The sequence below is a fragment of the Paenibacillus sonchi genome (assembly GCF_016772475.1).
In the GTDB taxonomy this organism is placed as follows: Bacteria; Bacillota; Bacilli; order Paenibacillales; family Paenibacillaceae; genus Paenibacillus_AQ; species Paenibacillus_AQ sonchi.
Genome location: NZ_CP068595.1, coordinates 3,168,003 through 3,181,781, shown reverse-complemented (window position 1 = coordinate 3,181,781; position 13,779 = coordinate 3,168,003). Strand labels below are relative to the sequence as shown.

Sequence of the window (13,779 nt, the reverse complement as noted above, 5' to 3'; positions counted from 1 at the left end):
ATAACTTATGTCACACATCCATCAGAGATCCATGACGATTCTTGGTGACCTTATTGGACATAGAAGAAATTATTGCCGGTATTGGCCGGTTACCATGAGCAATGCTTCCGGCAGTTGATCCATAATCGCTGCCAGATTCTCATGCACTCCCTTGGGTGTGCCGGGCAGGTTCACAATCAGCGTTCTTCCGCGAATGCCGCAAATGCCCCGGAACAGCATCACTGCACGGTTTTTCTGCATTACCGTACTCCGCATGGCCTCGGAAAGCCCGGGCACCTCCCGTTCAATGACACGACGGGTCGCCTCAGGCGTAACATCACGAATCGCCAGATCGGTGCCGCCCGTAGTCAGCACCAGATCCGCCTGGAAATAATCCGTCAGTTCAATCAGTGCGGCAATAATCTCATCCTGTTCATCCGGCACGATCCGATATTCAACGATCTCGCCGCCTAGCTCCTCTTCCACCAGTTCCCGAATAACCTGGGCGCTCGTGTCTTCCCGTTCGCCTCTGGCCCCTTTATCGCTGGCCGTCAGGATTGCTGTTTTCCACGCCATAGGTTGTCCCTCCTTCTCGCTATGCTATGTATAGGCGGCCGTCTTCACGGCCTTTACTCAGCGCTTCCACCCGCATCTTGGTGTCCTGATTCCTCCAGCGCGTAATCCCCCGTTTTGCCTCCGCTCTTCTGTACGAGCAGCGTGGGCCCGATAATCATATCCTTCTGCAGTGCCTTGCACATGTCGTATACCGTCAGCGCGGCTGCCGATACGGCGGTCAGCGCCTCCATCTCCACCCCGGTTTTGCCGGTTGTCTTGACGGTTGCTTCTATATATAGCCGATCTTCGCTGTTATCCCAAAAACGGATATCAATGCCGGTAAGCGGCAGCGGATGGCACATGGGAATCCAGTCCGCGGTTTTTTTGGCCGCCATAATTCCGGCAACCTGGGCAACAGCAAGCACATCGCCTTTGCCGATCCGGCCCGCCTTGATCGCTGCGAGTGTTCCGGGAGCCATCTCCACGCTGCTGCGCGCGGCGGCTGTCCGCTTGGTGATCTCCTTGTCGCTCACATCCACCATACGCGCCCTGCCCTGCTCATTGAAATGGGTTAATTCCATGGTATGTTCTCCTTCCGGCAGTGAAAGATGCCCTCTTCCGTAATCAGCATGTCCATATAGGCATCATGACCATCCATCGGGACTTCAGGCACCAGTTGTTGGCTGAAAGCCAGCCCGATCCAGACCGGAGGCTTCAGAGCAAATCCGGCCTCCTGTTTCCAGGACGCCTGCATCCGGTCATAGTAGCCCTTACCGTAGCCAAGACGCCCGCCCTGCCGGTCAAATGCGAGCCCCGGAACAAAAACCACATCCGGAACCGGGAGCATCTCCCGCTCCTGCCCGTTCCCTTCAGGGATTAAGGGCTCCAGGATGCCATAAGCTCCAGGTGCAAGCTCCTCCCAGGAGCCAACCGTATGAAGGCTCATGGTTCCCGCTTCCGCAATCACACGGGGGAGCAGCACCTCCCGGCCAAGCGCCCAGGCTCCGGCAATCAGCGGGCGGCAATCCAGCTCTGAACGGAAGGGCACATAGGCGAGCAGTGAAGCAGCCTTGCCCTTCCTGAGCCAGTCCAGTGCATAGCTGCAGACCCGGGCGGACATGGATGCCCGTTCATCTCCAGCAAGCCCCTCACGGACAGCTGCTCTCTCTGCGCGCAGTTCCCGCTTAAGCGCTGCCAGCAGCGCACGGTTGCCTGTCATGGACAGCAGCCTCCTTCTCCGTTATATCCTAGCTTATCATAGTTTGTAAACTCAGTTTACCACTCTTCTCACATGTTCGCCAAGGTTGAACGAAACACGCTGTTACAGGAACCCATGCAAGTCTTGTCCACGACCCGGCTGGTGCAGCAGTCTCCGGGGAAGGATTCTTTCGTCCTGACGCATCACAGCAAGGTAATGCAGGCTGCTCCCCTCGCGCGGCAAACGCTTTTCATGTAAACTATAGAATAAGGTTTTTGGTACAGCCGGGGCGGTAGACGCCATGGTGAAATATGTAAGGGCGGAGGTTTCATCAGTATGCTTCTTCAAGCAACAGGAATTACCAAGTCATATGGAATACAAAGCGTGCTGAACGGCATCAGCCTGCAGGTGAACGAGAAGGAACGGGTAGGCCTCGTCGGTGTCAACGGGGCCGGGAAGTCGACCTTCCTGCAGATTCTCGCCGGCGAGATGTCCTTTGACAGCGGGCAAATTCATAAATCCAAGGAAACCACCATTGGTTACCTGGCCCAGAACAGCGGACTGCAGTCTGATAAGACCATTCAAGAGGAAATGCTGGCCGTATTCAGCCCGCTGATCGAAGCGGAAGCAGAGCTGCGGCAGCTCGAAGCAGACATCGCCGACCCTGGGCTGGCGGATGACCCGAAGCGTTATGAAGATCTGCTGGAGCGCTACGCCAGACGTTCGGATTGGTTCAAGGATCATGGCGGCTATGAGATGAATACGCGGATCCGCAGCGTTCTGCACGGCATGGGCTTCGGCGAGTTTCCGCCGGAGACGCCGATTGCCACGCTGAGCGGCGGCCAGAAAACCCGACTGGCTCTGGCCCGCATTCTGCTGCAGGCTCCGGATCTGCTGATGCTGGATGAGCCGACCAACCATCTGGACATTGAAACGCTGACCTGGCTGGAGGATTATCTGCGCAGCTATGCCGGCGGCATTCTGGTCGTCTCCCATGACCGCTACTTTCTCGACCGTCTGGTGACTACAATCGTCGAAATCGAACGCCATCAGTCCCGGAAGTACACGGGCAACTACAGCCGTTATGTGGATCAGAAGGCCGCAGAATATGAGATCCGCCTGAAGCAGTATGAGAAGCAGCAGGAAGAGATTTCGCGGATGGAGGATTTCGTGCAGCGCAATATCGTACGTGCCTCCACCACCAAACGGGCCCAGAGCCGGCGCAAAGCGCTGGACAAGATGGAACGTATCGACAAGCCGCTGGGTGATTTGAAAAAAGCCAGCTTCTCCTTTGAGCCGGACTTCATGTCCGGCAAAGAGGTGCTCCAGGTGCGGGATGTCGCGGTAGCCTTCAGCGAAAAAGCGGAGCCGCTCTTCCGGAACGCCTCCTTTGAGCTGCGGCGGGGTGAGACGGCAGCCCTGATTGGCCCGAACGGAATCGGCAAGTCCACGCTGCTGCAGTGTCTGACCGGTACGCGGGAGCCTTCCACCGGCACCGTGAACTGGGGAACCAAAGTGAAGATCGCCTACTACGATCAGGAACAGACCCGGCTTAATCCGCGCAATACGGTGCTGGAAGAGCTGTGGAGCGAATATCCGATGCTGGAAGAGGCACGAATCCGGACGATCCTCGGCAATTTCCTGTTCAGCGGCGAGGATGTCCTGAAGAAGGTTGCTGCGCTCAGCGGCGGTGAGAAAGCCCGGGTCTCGCTGTCGAAGCTCATGCTGCGCGGCGCCAACATGCTTATTCTCGACGAGCCGACCAACCATCTGGATCTGATGAGCCGCGAGGTGCTGGAATCGGCGCTGATTGATTTTGAAGGCACCCTGCTCTTCATTTCCCATGACCGTTATTTCCTGAACAAAATGGCCGAACGCGTACTGGAGCTTCATCCGGGCGGAATTGATCAATACCTCGGCAATTATGATGATTATATCGAAAAAAAGCGGGAGCTTGAGGCGATTGCCCTGGAGGAAGCGGAGCTAGCCTCTGCCAAGGCCTCCAAAAATGCCGAAGCTGAAGTGCCGGCGGCAGAAAAAGGTACGGCCCTCTCCTATGAAGCCGAGAAGCAGGCCAAACGCGAGGAACGCAACCGCCAGCGGCGGATTTCCGAACTCGAGGAGAATATCGCAGCACTGGAGGAAGACATCGCCCGGATTGAGAATGAAATGACCAGGCCCGAGGTTTTTCAGGATTATGTCTCACTTCAAGAGCATGAAAGTAAGCTGAAGCTCAAAAAAGAACAGCTTGGAAATTTATTTAGCGAATGGGAAAACCTTGCTGACGAATAATGTAAATGCGTTAAATAATTATTTTTTAAGAGTTTCCGGTTTATTCATAAACAGTTATCCACAGCTCCATCCACAATTTTCGTGTATAACTCACAGCTTAAAAAGGCCCTATGGGCCTTTTTTTACGCGTAAAATCGCCTTTTTCCTTGTCAAGGACTTTTTATCCACCGAACTATCCACATTATCCACAATTCTCACAGGAAAACAGCTCTTAGTAAACAGCCCTTTTCGGGATTTGAAAAAATGCCGTTATTGCTGATTTTACGCGGTTTTTACACAATTCGGGCAGAATATGTGGATAACGTTGTCCACAGCTTGACAAAAGACGTTTCTGCTTTTTTATTCTTCATTTTGCAACAAGCAGAAACGGCTTCGCCATCACATGACCTATCCGCAGCCGTTGCGGACCGGAAAGCCGTTATTGATAGAAGATTCGTCTTTTCCGCAGGACAACGGACCGAGATGCCTTTATTTGTCCCTTTCCCCTTTATTCCAGGCTCCATCGAACGATTTAACGGCTCCTGAGTCCGTAACTGCTGAAAAAGTAAGATTTTTAGAAAAATAAGGGCTCCTCTGTCCGCTTCAGTCCGCGGATGGGCTGATGGAGCCCCCCTGCATTGCTTATATCCTCTGGGGCTTCCAGGATCTCCGCATTTCTTGATATTGAATAATTTTTTATACAATAAAAAATGGCCTGTTCCCCCACATAATATGTGGAGAAAACAGGCCATCGGATATTCCAGAGTGCCTTGCAAATTTACGCTTCGCGCACTATACAGCCGGCGACGGCTGAGAAGCTGAAGCAGCGGAGAGCAGGGCCGAGTTGCAGGCCGCGATATAAGCAATGCCCGCCGCCATTACAATATCCTGATGGATAGCCGTCCCCCTGAATTTATTTCCTTCCCACTCCACCATTACCGCCGCCTCGGCCTGGGCGTTCTCACCGCTGCCCAGCGAATGCAGCTCCAGCCCCGTAAAAGCAATCTCCTCGGCAATCCCTTGCCCGATCGCCGCTATGATCGCCTCCAGCGGCCCGTTGCCGGTGCTGGTGTGCGAAGTTTCCTCGCCGCTTCTTAAGTGGCGGACCGTAACAGCGGCCACCCGGCGCTGCGCGCTGCCGGCCAGTACCTGGACCTCGCCCAGCTCATAGACCTGGGCTTCCTGACCGGTAGTGGTGCTGACCATCCGCAGCAGTTCATCGTCGCTGACTGCCTTCTGGCGGTCAGCCGTCTCCTTGAAGGATTCATACAATGCATCCAGCTCCCCGGGGCTGAGCGCAATGCCATACTTCGCCGCCCGGTCCTTCAGGGCATGGCGGCCGGAATGCTTGCCCAGAATAATCATGCTGCGCGGAATGCCCAGCCGCTCCGGGTCCATGATTTCATAGGTGCTGCGGTCCTTCAGCAGCCCGTCCTGGTGAATTCCCGATTCATGCTGGAAGGCGTTTCTGCCGACGACCGGCTTGTTGTAGGCAATCGGAAAATGCATAGCCCCGCTGATGATCCGCGAAGTGTCGTACAGCTTATCCAGCACAATTCCGGTTTCCGCGCCAAGCGCGTCCCCCCGTGTCTCCAGTGCCATGACCAGCTCTTCCAGCGCACAGTTTCCGGTGCGCTCCCCCACGCCGTTGACTGTCACCTCAATCTGGGTAGCCCCTCCTTCAATCGCAGCCAGGCTGTTGGCCACGGCAAGCCCCAGGTCGTTGTGGCAGTGAGCGCTATAGCTTACGGTATCGCAGCCTCTGGCCCCCTGCCGGACCCGGCGGAACATCTCGCCATATTCCTGCGGCAGGGCATAGCCCACCGTATCGGGCAGATTGATAATCGTCGCGCCTTCCTCAATGACGGCCTCCACCATTTCGATCAGATCATCGATGCCCGTCCGTGCGGCATCCATGGCGGTGAACTCCACCACCTCGCAGAATTGGCGGGCATACGCCGTCATCTCCCGGGCGGCGGCTACAACCTCGGCCCGGCTCATGCGCAGCTGATGGCGCAGGTGAATGTCCGAGGAGGAAATGAACAGATGAAGCCGCCGCCGCTCCGCATCCCGGGTCGCCCGCACTGCAGCATCAATATCCCCTCTGACTGCACGGGCAAAGCCGCAGATTTCCACGCCCTGCACCTTCCGGGAGATCGTCTCCACGGCGGCAAAATCCCCGGGGCTCGATACCGGGAACCCCGGCTCCAGCACATCCACGCCCAGTTCGGCCAGCTTATAAGCCAGAATGATCTTTTGTTCCGGAGTAAGACTGGCCCCGGGAGCCTGCTCGCCGTCACGCAGCGTCGTATCGAAAATCTGAATTCGTTTCTTTACCGGAATAATCATGGAAAACCCTCCTGAAAGTTTTGTGGCATTGCTTCTCAGACCCAGCTCCGGGCAAAAAACGCTCCGCAAGCGTAAGCCGCATTATGGTGTACTTAAGCTGCAATCTTCCTATGTCCCTGGCCTTCGTTTCCGCTTTGCACAAGAACCGCACGTCGACTTGCGGCTCTGCTGATTCCCACCCACTGCTGCCGGCAGCAAGCGGAGAGCAGGCTGTCCGCCTAGCTTGGCAGACAGCTTTCACTCTCCAACGCTTTTCCAGAATGAGGCCGCCTTATCCGGCCATCACCTGAACAACGCAAAAACCCGCCATCTCTAAATAAAGAGACGGCGGGTTCCCCTCCGCGGTACCACTCTTTTTGACGCACAGCCTTCTGTGCCAGCAAAGCTTCAAGCTGCGTCCTGCTCTTCCCCACGGAACGCTTGCCGGGCGCTAATGCCCGGCAGCACTCCATGAAGGTCCGGTAACGGGGACATCCGTAGCGGCATACATCCTGCTGTTCCGCCGCTCCGCTCCCGGGCGAGATTCAATGCCTCCGGTGACTGCGTCGCACCACCCCGCAGCTCTCTGCTCACCTTCATCATCTACTGCTCCCGTTCATCGCGTGTTCTCTATCATATCCGTTAATTTCTTCAATAGCCTTGTCAATTCACGCAAAAAAGCCTGACGCCTCATTCAAGAGACGACAGGCTGTTCACCTTCGCGGTACCACTCTTGTTGATATCCCGGTTCAGCCAGCGCATTAGCCTTTCTAAGATATCCACTCTACAGCCTTGCAAGGAAACGGGAAGCAACCGCTTGTTCCGTCACTATGCAGGACTACCCTCTTACGGAGGCAAACCGTAACGGTGTACGAAAGGTCGGGGTCGATTTCGCCCCGGTTGGCGTTCCTTGAAGGAACCTCCTGCTTCCACCGTTCCGCTCCCGGACGAGTTCAGGTCTCCTTCGGCTGCGTCGCACCTACCCGCAGTTCTCTTATCCCGGAGATTCCTTACTGCTTCCATTCATCGCGTTTGTTCAAATTATAAATAATGATTGAACTGATTATACCCGCCATCTCCAAAAGCTGTCAATAGGTTTCCACTGACCAATTTTCCAGCGAGAACCCCGGATCAGCGACCATATCCAGCGGTGTGCTGCCGTCATGGCGCCATTTCACGTAAGCGGCCGCACCGATCATGGCCGCATTGTCGGTGCAGAATACCGGAGGCGGAATGATCAGCTCAATGCCCTCCGCCTCGCAGCGGGCGGTCAGCGCCTCGCGCAGGCCCTTGTTGGCCGCTACGCCTCCGCTGAGCAGAAGCTGCTTGGCTTGGGTGGCTTTTACAGCACGGACCGCCTTCTCCACCAGCACCTCGACAACCGACTCCTGGAAGCCGCGGGCTATTCCGGCCACATCCGGCGCAAGGCCCTTCATCTTGCTCTGGTTGACCACATTGAGCACGGCCGACTTCAGGCCGCTGAAGCTGAAATCATAAGAATCCGGCTCCAGCCAGACGCGGGGAAGCGGCACCGCTTCCTCGGCCTCGCGGGCCAGCCGGTCCACATGGGGGCCGCCCGGATAAGGGAACCCGAGCGCCCGCGCAACCTTGTCATAGGCTTCGCCCACAGCGTCATCGCGGGTTCGGCCGATAATCCGGAACTTGCCCTCCCGTTCCATGCTGACCAGCTCTGTATGCCCGCCGGATACAACCAGCGTCATGTTGGGATACTGCAGCTCCTTAACCAGCCGGTTGGCATAAATATGACCGGCAATATGATGCGTGCCAATCAGGGGCTTGCCCCAGGCAAGCGACAGGCTTTTGGCAGCTACAACACCGACCAGCAGCGCTCCGACGAGCCCGGGCCCCTGCGTAACCGCAACTGCCGTCAGCTGTTCAGGCTGAACGCCTGCCGCTTCAAGCGCTTGCTCTATCACCAGTGTAATCACTTCTACATGCTTGCGGGATGCCACTTCAGGCACAACACCACCGAACGCGCGATGGGTTTCGATCTGGCTGGAGATCATGTTCGAAAGCACCTCACAGCCGTCCTTCACCACCGCTACGGAAGTTTCATCGCAGCTGGTTTCGATTGCCAATATTAGTACAGGCTGAACTTCACCCGTTTCGGTCTTCATTTCAGATCCACGCTTCCTTCCATCATGCCTTGCTCCCCGTATTCCGGCAGATCCGCCCACATAATCAGCGCATCCTCGCGATTATCCGAGTAATAGCCTTTGCGGGTGCCTGCCGGACGGAAGCCTTTTTTGCGGTACAAATTCTGGGCGACCTCGTTCGAGACCCGGACCTCCAGTGTGATGGACTTCATGCCCAAAAAAGCAGCCGTCTTCATTAGCTCGTCCAGCAGTCTCTCGCCCCATTTGCGTCCCCGGTACGCCTCAAGCAACGCTATATTCGTGACATGGGCTTCGTCGACAATGGCCCACATCCCCGCATAGCCAATAATATGCCCGTGCAGCTCCATGACCATATATTTGGCAAAATGATTGTGGGTCAGCTCGTTGCGGAAGGCCTCCTCCGTCCAAGGCATCGTAAAGGCTTCCCGCTCAATAATCAGAATATCAGGAATATCTACAAGCTTCATCAGGCGGAACACCAGCTCCGTGCTCTGATCCCTTACCGGCTCCGATTCCATCATTATTGATTCAGGCTCCCTTCACCGTTCCGGCGCAGATTGGCTTCCGCTTCGGACAGCTGAGTATAATTCGGGATTAGACTGTGCAGATCATCACTTCCCGCTTGCAGGCGCTCTTCCCCTAAATACCCCGCCCAGCGGCCTTCCAGCTCATAGGGCACAACGTGAACATTCCCTGCTTCCCGCAGCGGCCCGGCTGATTCGCCGCTGCCAAGCAGCAGCGTCTCGCCGACGAACCAGATGGCGCGCGGCTTCCTGCCTTCTGCCTCCGCCTGCTTCAGTCTATCCGTCAGGTCCAGCACCCAGTCGGCCATAAGCCGGATAGCATCCGGCTCCAGTCTCCGGGGCGCATGCTCCCCGTCCGCAGCGAACAGTGCGGTGTAGGCCTGCCCCCGGCGCGCATCCAGCAGCGGAATAATCCAGTCCGGGCCAGTCCCGGCCGGTTCCTGTTCCGCCGGTTCCCCCGCGCTGGATGGTTCCACCTGCTGCTTCAGCGCAGCAGCCAAACCGCCCCAGGCCAGCGCCTGCAGGGTGGAGATGCCGGCTACCGGCACCTTCCAGGCCCACGCCAGCGTCTTGGCAGCAGTTACGGCGATGCGTGTTCCGGTATACGAACCCGGCCCCAGCCCAACTGCAATTCCGCCGATCATGGCGGGGGTTGTGCCGGTAGCCTGAAGCGCCTGCTCAATAATCGGCAGCAGGTGCACGGAATGGTTCCGTTCCCCTGAGGCATTCGTTTCATGCAGCAGCCTGCCATTTTCCGTTACCGCTATCCCAAGGATAGCTGTGGATGTATCCAGCGCCAAAAACCGCTTGCGCGGCTCATCATTTTGCTTCTTCATCTTCCATTACCCCACTTCTGGTTCAGAGCCCGGCACACCCCGCCGTAAGGCTCCCCGCTTCCGGTCACTGTAATCAGCCGTTCCTCCGGCCCGCATGTTTCTATAGCGATATGGAGATGCCGCGGCGGCATCAAATCCGCAATAATACGGCTCCACTCTACCAGGCAGACGCCCTGCCCATAGAAATATTCATCCAGCCCCAGCTCGTCCGCTTCCTGCAGCGAGATGCGGTATACATCCATATGATAGAGCGGGAGACGCCCTTCATACTCCTTGATAATTGTAAATGTCGGGCTGCTAACGATCCCTTGTACACCCAGATGACGGGCGAAGCTCTGCGAGAACGCTGTTTTCCCAGCGCCCAGATCTCCGTCCAGTCCGATAACCATGCCCGGTTCTGCTGAGGCGGCCAGTTCAGCCGCCAGCTGCTGTGTATCCTCCAGGCTATATGAACGGTAAGTGAACACCGTTTCAGCGATGTTGTTCAAGCTGCAACTACCACCTTTTTATTTCAATCCATGCCCCTGCACCAGGAGCAGACATATCATCACAATAATTTCAATTATATCGGTATGATACTTCTACCGCAACAACGTCCTTCATTTGCTGCCTTTGGCTGCAAGAGCAGGGACAGCATATAAATTCTATATTTGCACAAAACAGTACGCCGATCCTTGACTGAATAAGGCAGCCGTTTTGGATTACAGTTTAGAATTGCGCTCGAGATTCCTGTATGTCGCTTCGAAAGGAGTAATATCGCTTACCGATACGAGTCCGATGTGAATCTCTTTCTAATTAGGTCAGAATTCACATTCTATTGTATTCTCTGCAGCAGAATAACCCATAAATCAGTCAAAAAGCTCCATCTATTGCACTCTGTACATTAGAATCCCTCGGAAAAGCTGTTTTGGGCTCGATATCCGAAAATCTATTGCACGAAATACAGCAGAAGGCGATTCAACGCAGAACCAGAAGGTATTCTATTGCACGAAGTGCAGTCATGAAAAAAAATCCACTGAGGTTATCCCGCATGAAGACAACACGACTTCTATATAGAGTGAACTTAAGATATTTACATTAGGGACTTCGTCGGGACTACGGAGAATGTTTGGACTTCCGGCCGCTGTTGTCTGCAGATTTCTTGATTTGTACCGCTCTTCGCGGTGGAAATCCGCAGACAAAGGCGGACGCATTCGCTCCTCCAGTTCCAAACTTCCCCTCCATCCCTTTTGTTAGTTTTTCTAGTTCACTCTATATAGTTCAATCTATATAGCACCGCTCACCTAATAGCAATGGTCACCTGACGGCACCGCTTACCAGCTTCTTTCTCCAGCGCCAGTTGGAAAAAGCAAAAAGCCGATTGAACGGGTTATCCCCCTCAAACGGCTTTTTAGAGTCCTGAATGGGTTCCAGTCTCAGCTCTCCTGTTCTTCCAGACGCTCCACACCCACCGTATGTGTATTCGTCGGACGTGAACCTACCTGCACTGTAGCCATTCCGTTTTCCGCATCTACATGCTCTATCCAGACAGGTTCTCCGTCCAGGTGTACAGAAATCATATCCTTGGAGGCATAAATCGCCTTTGCCCGTTGTACGTCCATGATTGGCTTCCTCCTATAGTTTTGAATAGTATTAGTAGCCTTACTCTTCGATAGTAGGCGGTTCGCCAATCGTCGCTTCGGCGTCCAGCCGCCCGGAATCTTCGGTTAGCGCTTCTTCTTCCCCGGGTTCTACAATGCTTGCCCAATCCACAACCTCAGCCGGAATATCCTGTTCCGATAAGGCGTCACTCCAGTCATACCATCCCTTTTCCAATATCGCTCCTCCGCTTCGTTTCTGTGCTGCCGGGAATTCACGCAGTTTCCCCTTAACGCCCGGGCTTATTTTTTCCCAACCTGCGCAAAAAATGCATCAGGGTAGAAACAGCTCCGTCATCCCATACTAAGCGGAAAGAACTTTGGATCAGGAGGCGATCATCATGCATACCGTTTGGAAAGGGGCCATCAGCTTCGGGCTGGTCCATGTTCCGGTCAAAATGTTCTCCGCTACCGAGGACAAAGACATCTCGCTGCGCTACATCCACAAAGAATGCGGCAGCCCGCTGTCGTATGTGCGGAAATGTCCTGTCTGCGACAAGGAAGTGGCATGGGAGGAAATCGGCAAAGGCTACGAATATGATAAGGGTAAGTTTGTTCTCTTTGACAAAGAAGAACTGGAGCAGCTGACGGAGCAGAGCACCAAGAACATTGCGATTCTGGATTTTGTGGACCTGACGGAGATCGATCCGATTTATTTCCAAAAAACATATTATCTCTCCCCTGATCAGGCCGGGGCCAATGCTTACCGCCTGTTGATGGAAGCGATGCGCCAGACCGGCAAAATCGGCATCGCCAAAATTTCCATCCGTTCCAAAAGCAGCCTCGCCGCCATTCGGGTGCTGGCTGACTGCCTGGCCATTGAAACCATCTTTTACCCGGATGAGGTGCGGCCTGTGTCCCAGGTTCCAGGCCTGCCGGAGCCCGGCATCGTTAACGACAAGGAGCTGGATATGGCCAAGCTGCTGATCTCGCAGTTGTCCACACCGTTTGAGCCGGGCAAATACACCGATGACTACCGCCAGCGCATGCTTGATCTGATCACTCACAAAATTGCCGGTGAGGAATTTCATATCGCTCCTGCCCGCCAGGAGAGCAATGTAATTGACTTGATGGCTGCGCTTCAAGCCAGTATCGAAGCCGTGCAGCATATCCCTGCTGATCCCGGCCCATCTGCGGCTTCCGCCAAAACCAAAGGCGCGGCGTCCAGGAAGAAAACAGCCGCAGCCAAACCGGCCAAAACCGCTGACGGCGCAGCAGTCGTTAACGAGGCTACCGGACCGATTCCGGTCATTGCGCCCAAGCCGAAACGGCGCACAGCCAAGAGTAAGGAACCGGGGGCTTAATTTATGAAGCTGCAGCCCGTTGTTCCCTTCGAGCCTGTGCTGGCATCGCAGCTGCCTGAGGGCGATCAGTGGATTGCCCAAATTAAATGGGACGGCGTGCGCATGCTCTCTTACTGTGACGGGAGCGAAGCGGAACTGATTAACCGCCGCGGCAACCGGCGCACCCTGCAGTATCCCGAAATCGCTGACCCCAGAGCCTACTGCCGGGCCGGCTCGGTCATTTTGGATGGAGAAGTGATTGCGCTCAGCGGCGGCAAACCCTCCTTCCATGAAGTCATGCGCCGGGACAGCCTGAAGAATGCCGCGGCGATCAAGGCTGTGAGCCCGCAGGTTCCCGTGCTGTATATGGTATTTGACATTCTATACTGTAATGGCACATGGCTTCTGGACCAGCCGCTGTCCAGACGCCAGCAAATGTTAGGCGAAATGCTGCTACCGCATCCGCATGTGCAGGCGGTGCCCAGCTATACCAACCCGGCGGAGTTGTATGCCGCTGCGGTGCGCCAGGGACTGGAGGGCATTGTCTGCAAGGACAGCGGCAGTACCTATGCGCTTGGCGGCAAGGACAAGCGCTGGCTAAAGCGGAAGATCATCTTCGACGTAACGGCTGTGGCAGGCGGCGTCACCTTCCGGGACGGAACAGTCAATGCCGTGCTGCTCGGCCTCTACGATGACGAGGGCAAGCTGCATTATATCGGCCATGCCGGGGCTGGCCGGATGACCGTGCAGGACTGGCGTGACCTGACTGAGCAGGCGCACACTCTGGCTTCGGAGACTATGCCGTTTGCCGAACTGCCGGAGCGGAGCAAGGACGCATTCTGGATCAAGCCACAGCTTGTCTTCAAAGTTCATTATCTGGAATGGAATCCTTCAGGCACGCTGCGCCATCCCAGTATCCAAGCGAGAGTCGAACTGGCTCCGCAGCATTGCCTGCTGAGTCAGCGGGATGCCTCCTTCTTCAACTAAAAGCGTTCTCCCGATTGGCGGAAGAACGCTTTTGTCTGTTTAT

The 13,779-nt window shown here is 55.5% G+C and carries 14 protein-coding genes and 1 other annotated feature; of the genes, 4 read left to right on the top strand and 10 right to left on the bottom strand.

The annotated features are described in order from the left end of the window. Positions 1-69: 69 nt before the first annotated feature. Genes JI735_RS14420 through JI735_RS14410 form a run of 3 tightly spaced genes read right to left on the bottom strand, consistent with a single transcriptional unit; the run spans position 70 to position 1,753 of the window. Complete coding sequence (locus JI735_RS14420; RefSeq protein WP_020429419.1) at positions 70-555, bottom strand: MogA/MoaB family molybdenum cofactor biosynthesis protein; 486 nt, start codon at positions 553-555, stop codon at positions 70-72. A gap of 53 nt (positions 556-608) precedes the next feature. Then, positions 609-1,115 (bottom strand): cyclic pyranopterin monophosphate synthase MoaC, encoded by a 507-nt coding sequence (moaC, locus tag JI735_RS14415; protein WP_046501465.1) that lies wholly within the window; start codon positions 1,113-1,115, stop codon positions 609-611. Further along, on the bottom strand, positions 1,106-1,753 hold the full coding sequence (locus tag JI735_RS14410; protein ID WP_039835284.1) for a 5-formyltetrahydrofolate cyclo-ligase: 648 nt from the start codon (positions 1,751-1,753) through the stop codon (positions 1,106-1,108). Before JI735_RS14410 ends, moaC begins: the two co-directional genes overlap by 10 nt. Positions 1,754-2,068: 315 nt before the next feature. On the opposite strand from JI735_RS14410, the gene JI735_RS14405 reads away from it, so the two are divergent. Together JI735_RS14405 and JI735_RS14400 are read left to right on the top strand one after the other, a co-directional pair. Further along, positions 2,069-4,024 (top strand): ABC-F family ATP-binding cassette domain-containing protein, encoded by a 1,956-nt coding sequence (locus JI735_RS14405; protein ID WP_039835283.1) that lies wholly within the window; start codon positions 2,069-2,071, stop codon positions 4,022-4,024. A gap of 243 nt (positions 4,025-4,267) precedes the next feature. Further along, on the top strand, positions 4,268-4,549 hold the full coding sequence (locus JI735_RS14400) for a hypothetical protein (protein WP_202677505.1): 282 nt from the start codon (positions 4,268-4,270) through the stop codon (positions 4,547-4,549). A 246-nt stretch (positions 4,550-4,795) separates the two neighbouring features. Here JI735_RS14400 and JI735_RS14395 read toward each other — a convergent pair whose 3' ends face one another. The 7 genes from JI735_RS14395 to JI735_RS14365 all read right to left on the bottom strand — a co-directional run bounded on the left by JI735_RS14395 (position 4,796) and on the right by JI735_RS14365 (position 11,644). Further along, complete coding sequence (locus JI735_RS14395) at positions 4,796-6,352, bottom strand: 2-isopropylmalate synthase (RefSeq protein WP_039835282.1); 1,557 nt, start codon at positions 6,350-6,352, stop codon at positions 4,796-4,798. A gap of 317 nt (positions 6,353-6,669) precedes the next feature. Further along, positions 6,670-6,960 (bottom strand) — a binding site (T-box leader). Positions 6,961-7,419: 459 nt separating this feature from the next. Continuing rightward, positions 7,420-8,469 (bottom strand): tRNA (adenosine(37)-N6)-threonylcarbamoyltransferase complex transferase subunit TsaD, encoded by a 1,050-nt coding sequence (tsaD, locus tag JI735_RS14390; RefSeq protein WP_039835281.1) that lies wholly within the window; start codon positions 8,467-8,469, stop codon positions 7,420-7,422. After that, positions 8,466-8,990: a ribosomal protein S18-alanine N-acetyltransferase gene (gene rimI, locus JI735_RS14385; RefSeq protein ID WP_083886649.1), complete on the bottom strand. Its 525-nt coding sequence runs from the start codon at positions 8,988-8,990 to the stop codon at positions 8,466-8,468. The genes tsaD and rimI overlap by 4 nt, the downstream gene beginning before the upstream one ends. Further along, a complete protein-coding gene (gene tsaB, locus JI735_RS14380) occupies positions 8,990-9,829 on the bottom strand; it encodes a tRNA (adenosine(37)-N6)-threonylcarbamoyltransferase complex dimerization subunit type 1 TsaB (RefSeq protein WP_202677504.1) in 840 nt (279 codons plus the stop codon). The genes rimI and tsaB overlap by 1 nt, the downstream gene beginning before the upstream one ends. Further along, the gene (gene tsaE / locus JI735_RS14375; protein WP_051051744.1) at positions 9,826-10,317 is read right to left on the bottom strand and encodes a tRNA (adenosine(37)-N6)-threonylcarbamoyltransferase complex ATPase subunit type 1 TsaE; all 492 of its coding nucleotides are present in this window, start codon (positions 10,315-10,317) and stop codon (positions 9,826-9,828) included. Before tsaE ends, tsaB begins: the two co-directional genes overlap by 4 nt. Positions 10,318-11,244: 927 nt before the next feature. Then, the gene (locus JI735_RS14370; protein ID WP_020429434.1) at positions 11,245-11,430 is read right to left on the bottom strand and encodes an H-type small acid-soluble spore protein; all 186 of its coding nucleotides are present in this window, start codon (positions 11,428-11,430) and stop codon (positions 11,245-11,247) included. Between the two features lie 40 nt (positions 11,431-11,470). Further along, on the bottom strand, positions 11,471-11,644 hold the full coding sequence (locus JI735_RS14365; RefSeq protein ID WP_157771363.1) for a hypothetical protein: 174 nt from the start codon (positions 11,642-11,644) through the stop codon (positions 11,471-11,473). Between the two features lie 163 nt (positions 11,645-11,807). On the opposite strand from JI735_RS14365, the gene ku reads away from it, so the two are divergent. Continuing rightward, positions 11,808-12,770 carry a non-homologous end joining protein Ku gene (gene ku, locus JI735_RS14360; protein WP_039835277.1) on the top strand — a complete coding sequence of 321 codons (963 nt, stop codon included), beginning with the start codon at positions 11,808-11,810 and terminating at the stop codon, positions 12,768-12,770. A gap of 3 nt (positions 12,771-12,773) precedes the next feature. Continuing rightward, complete coding sequence (locus JI735_RS14355) at positions 12,774-13,736, top strand: ATP-dependent DNA ligase (RefSeq protein ID WP_202677503.1); 963 nt, start codon at positions 12,774-12,776, stop codon at positions 13,734-13,736. Positions 13,737-13,779: the final 43 nt, after the last annotated feature.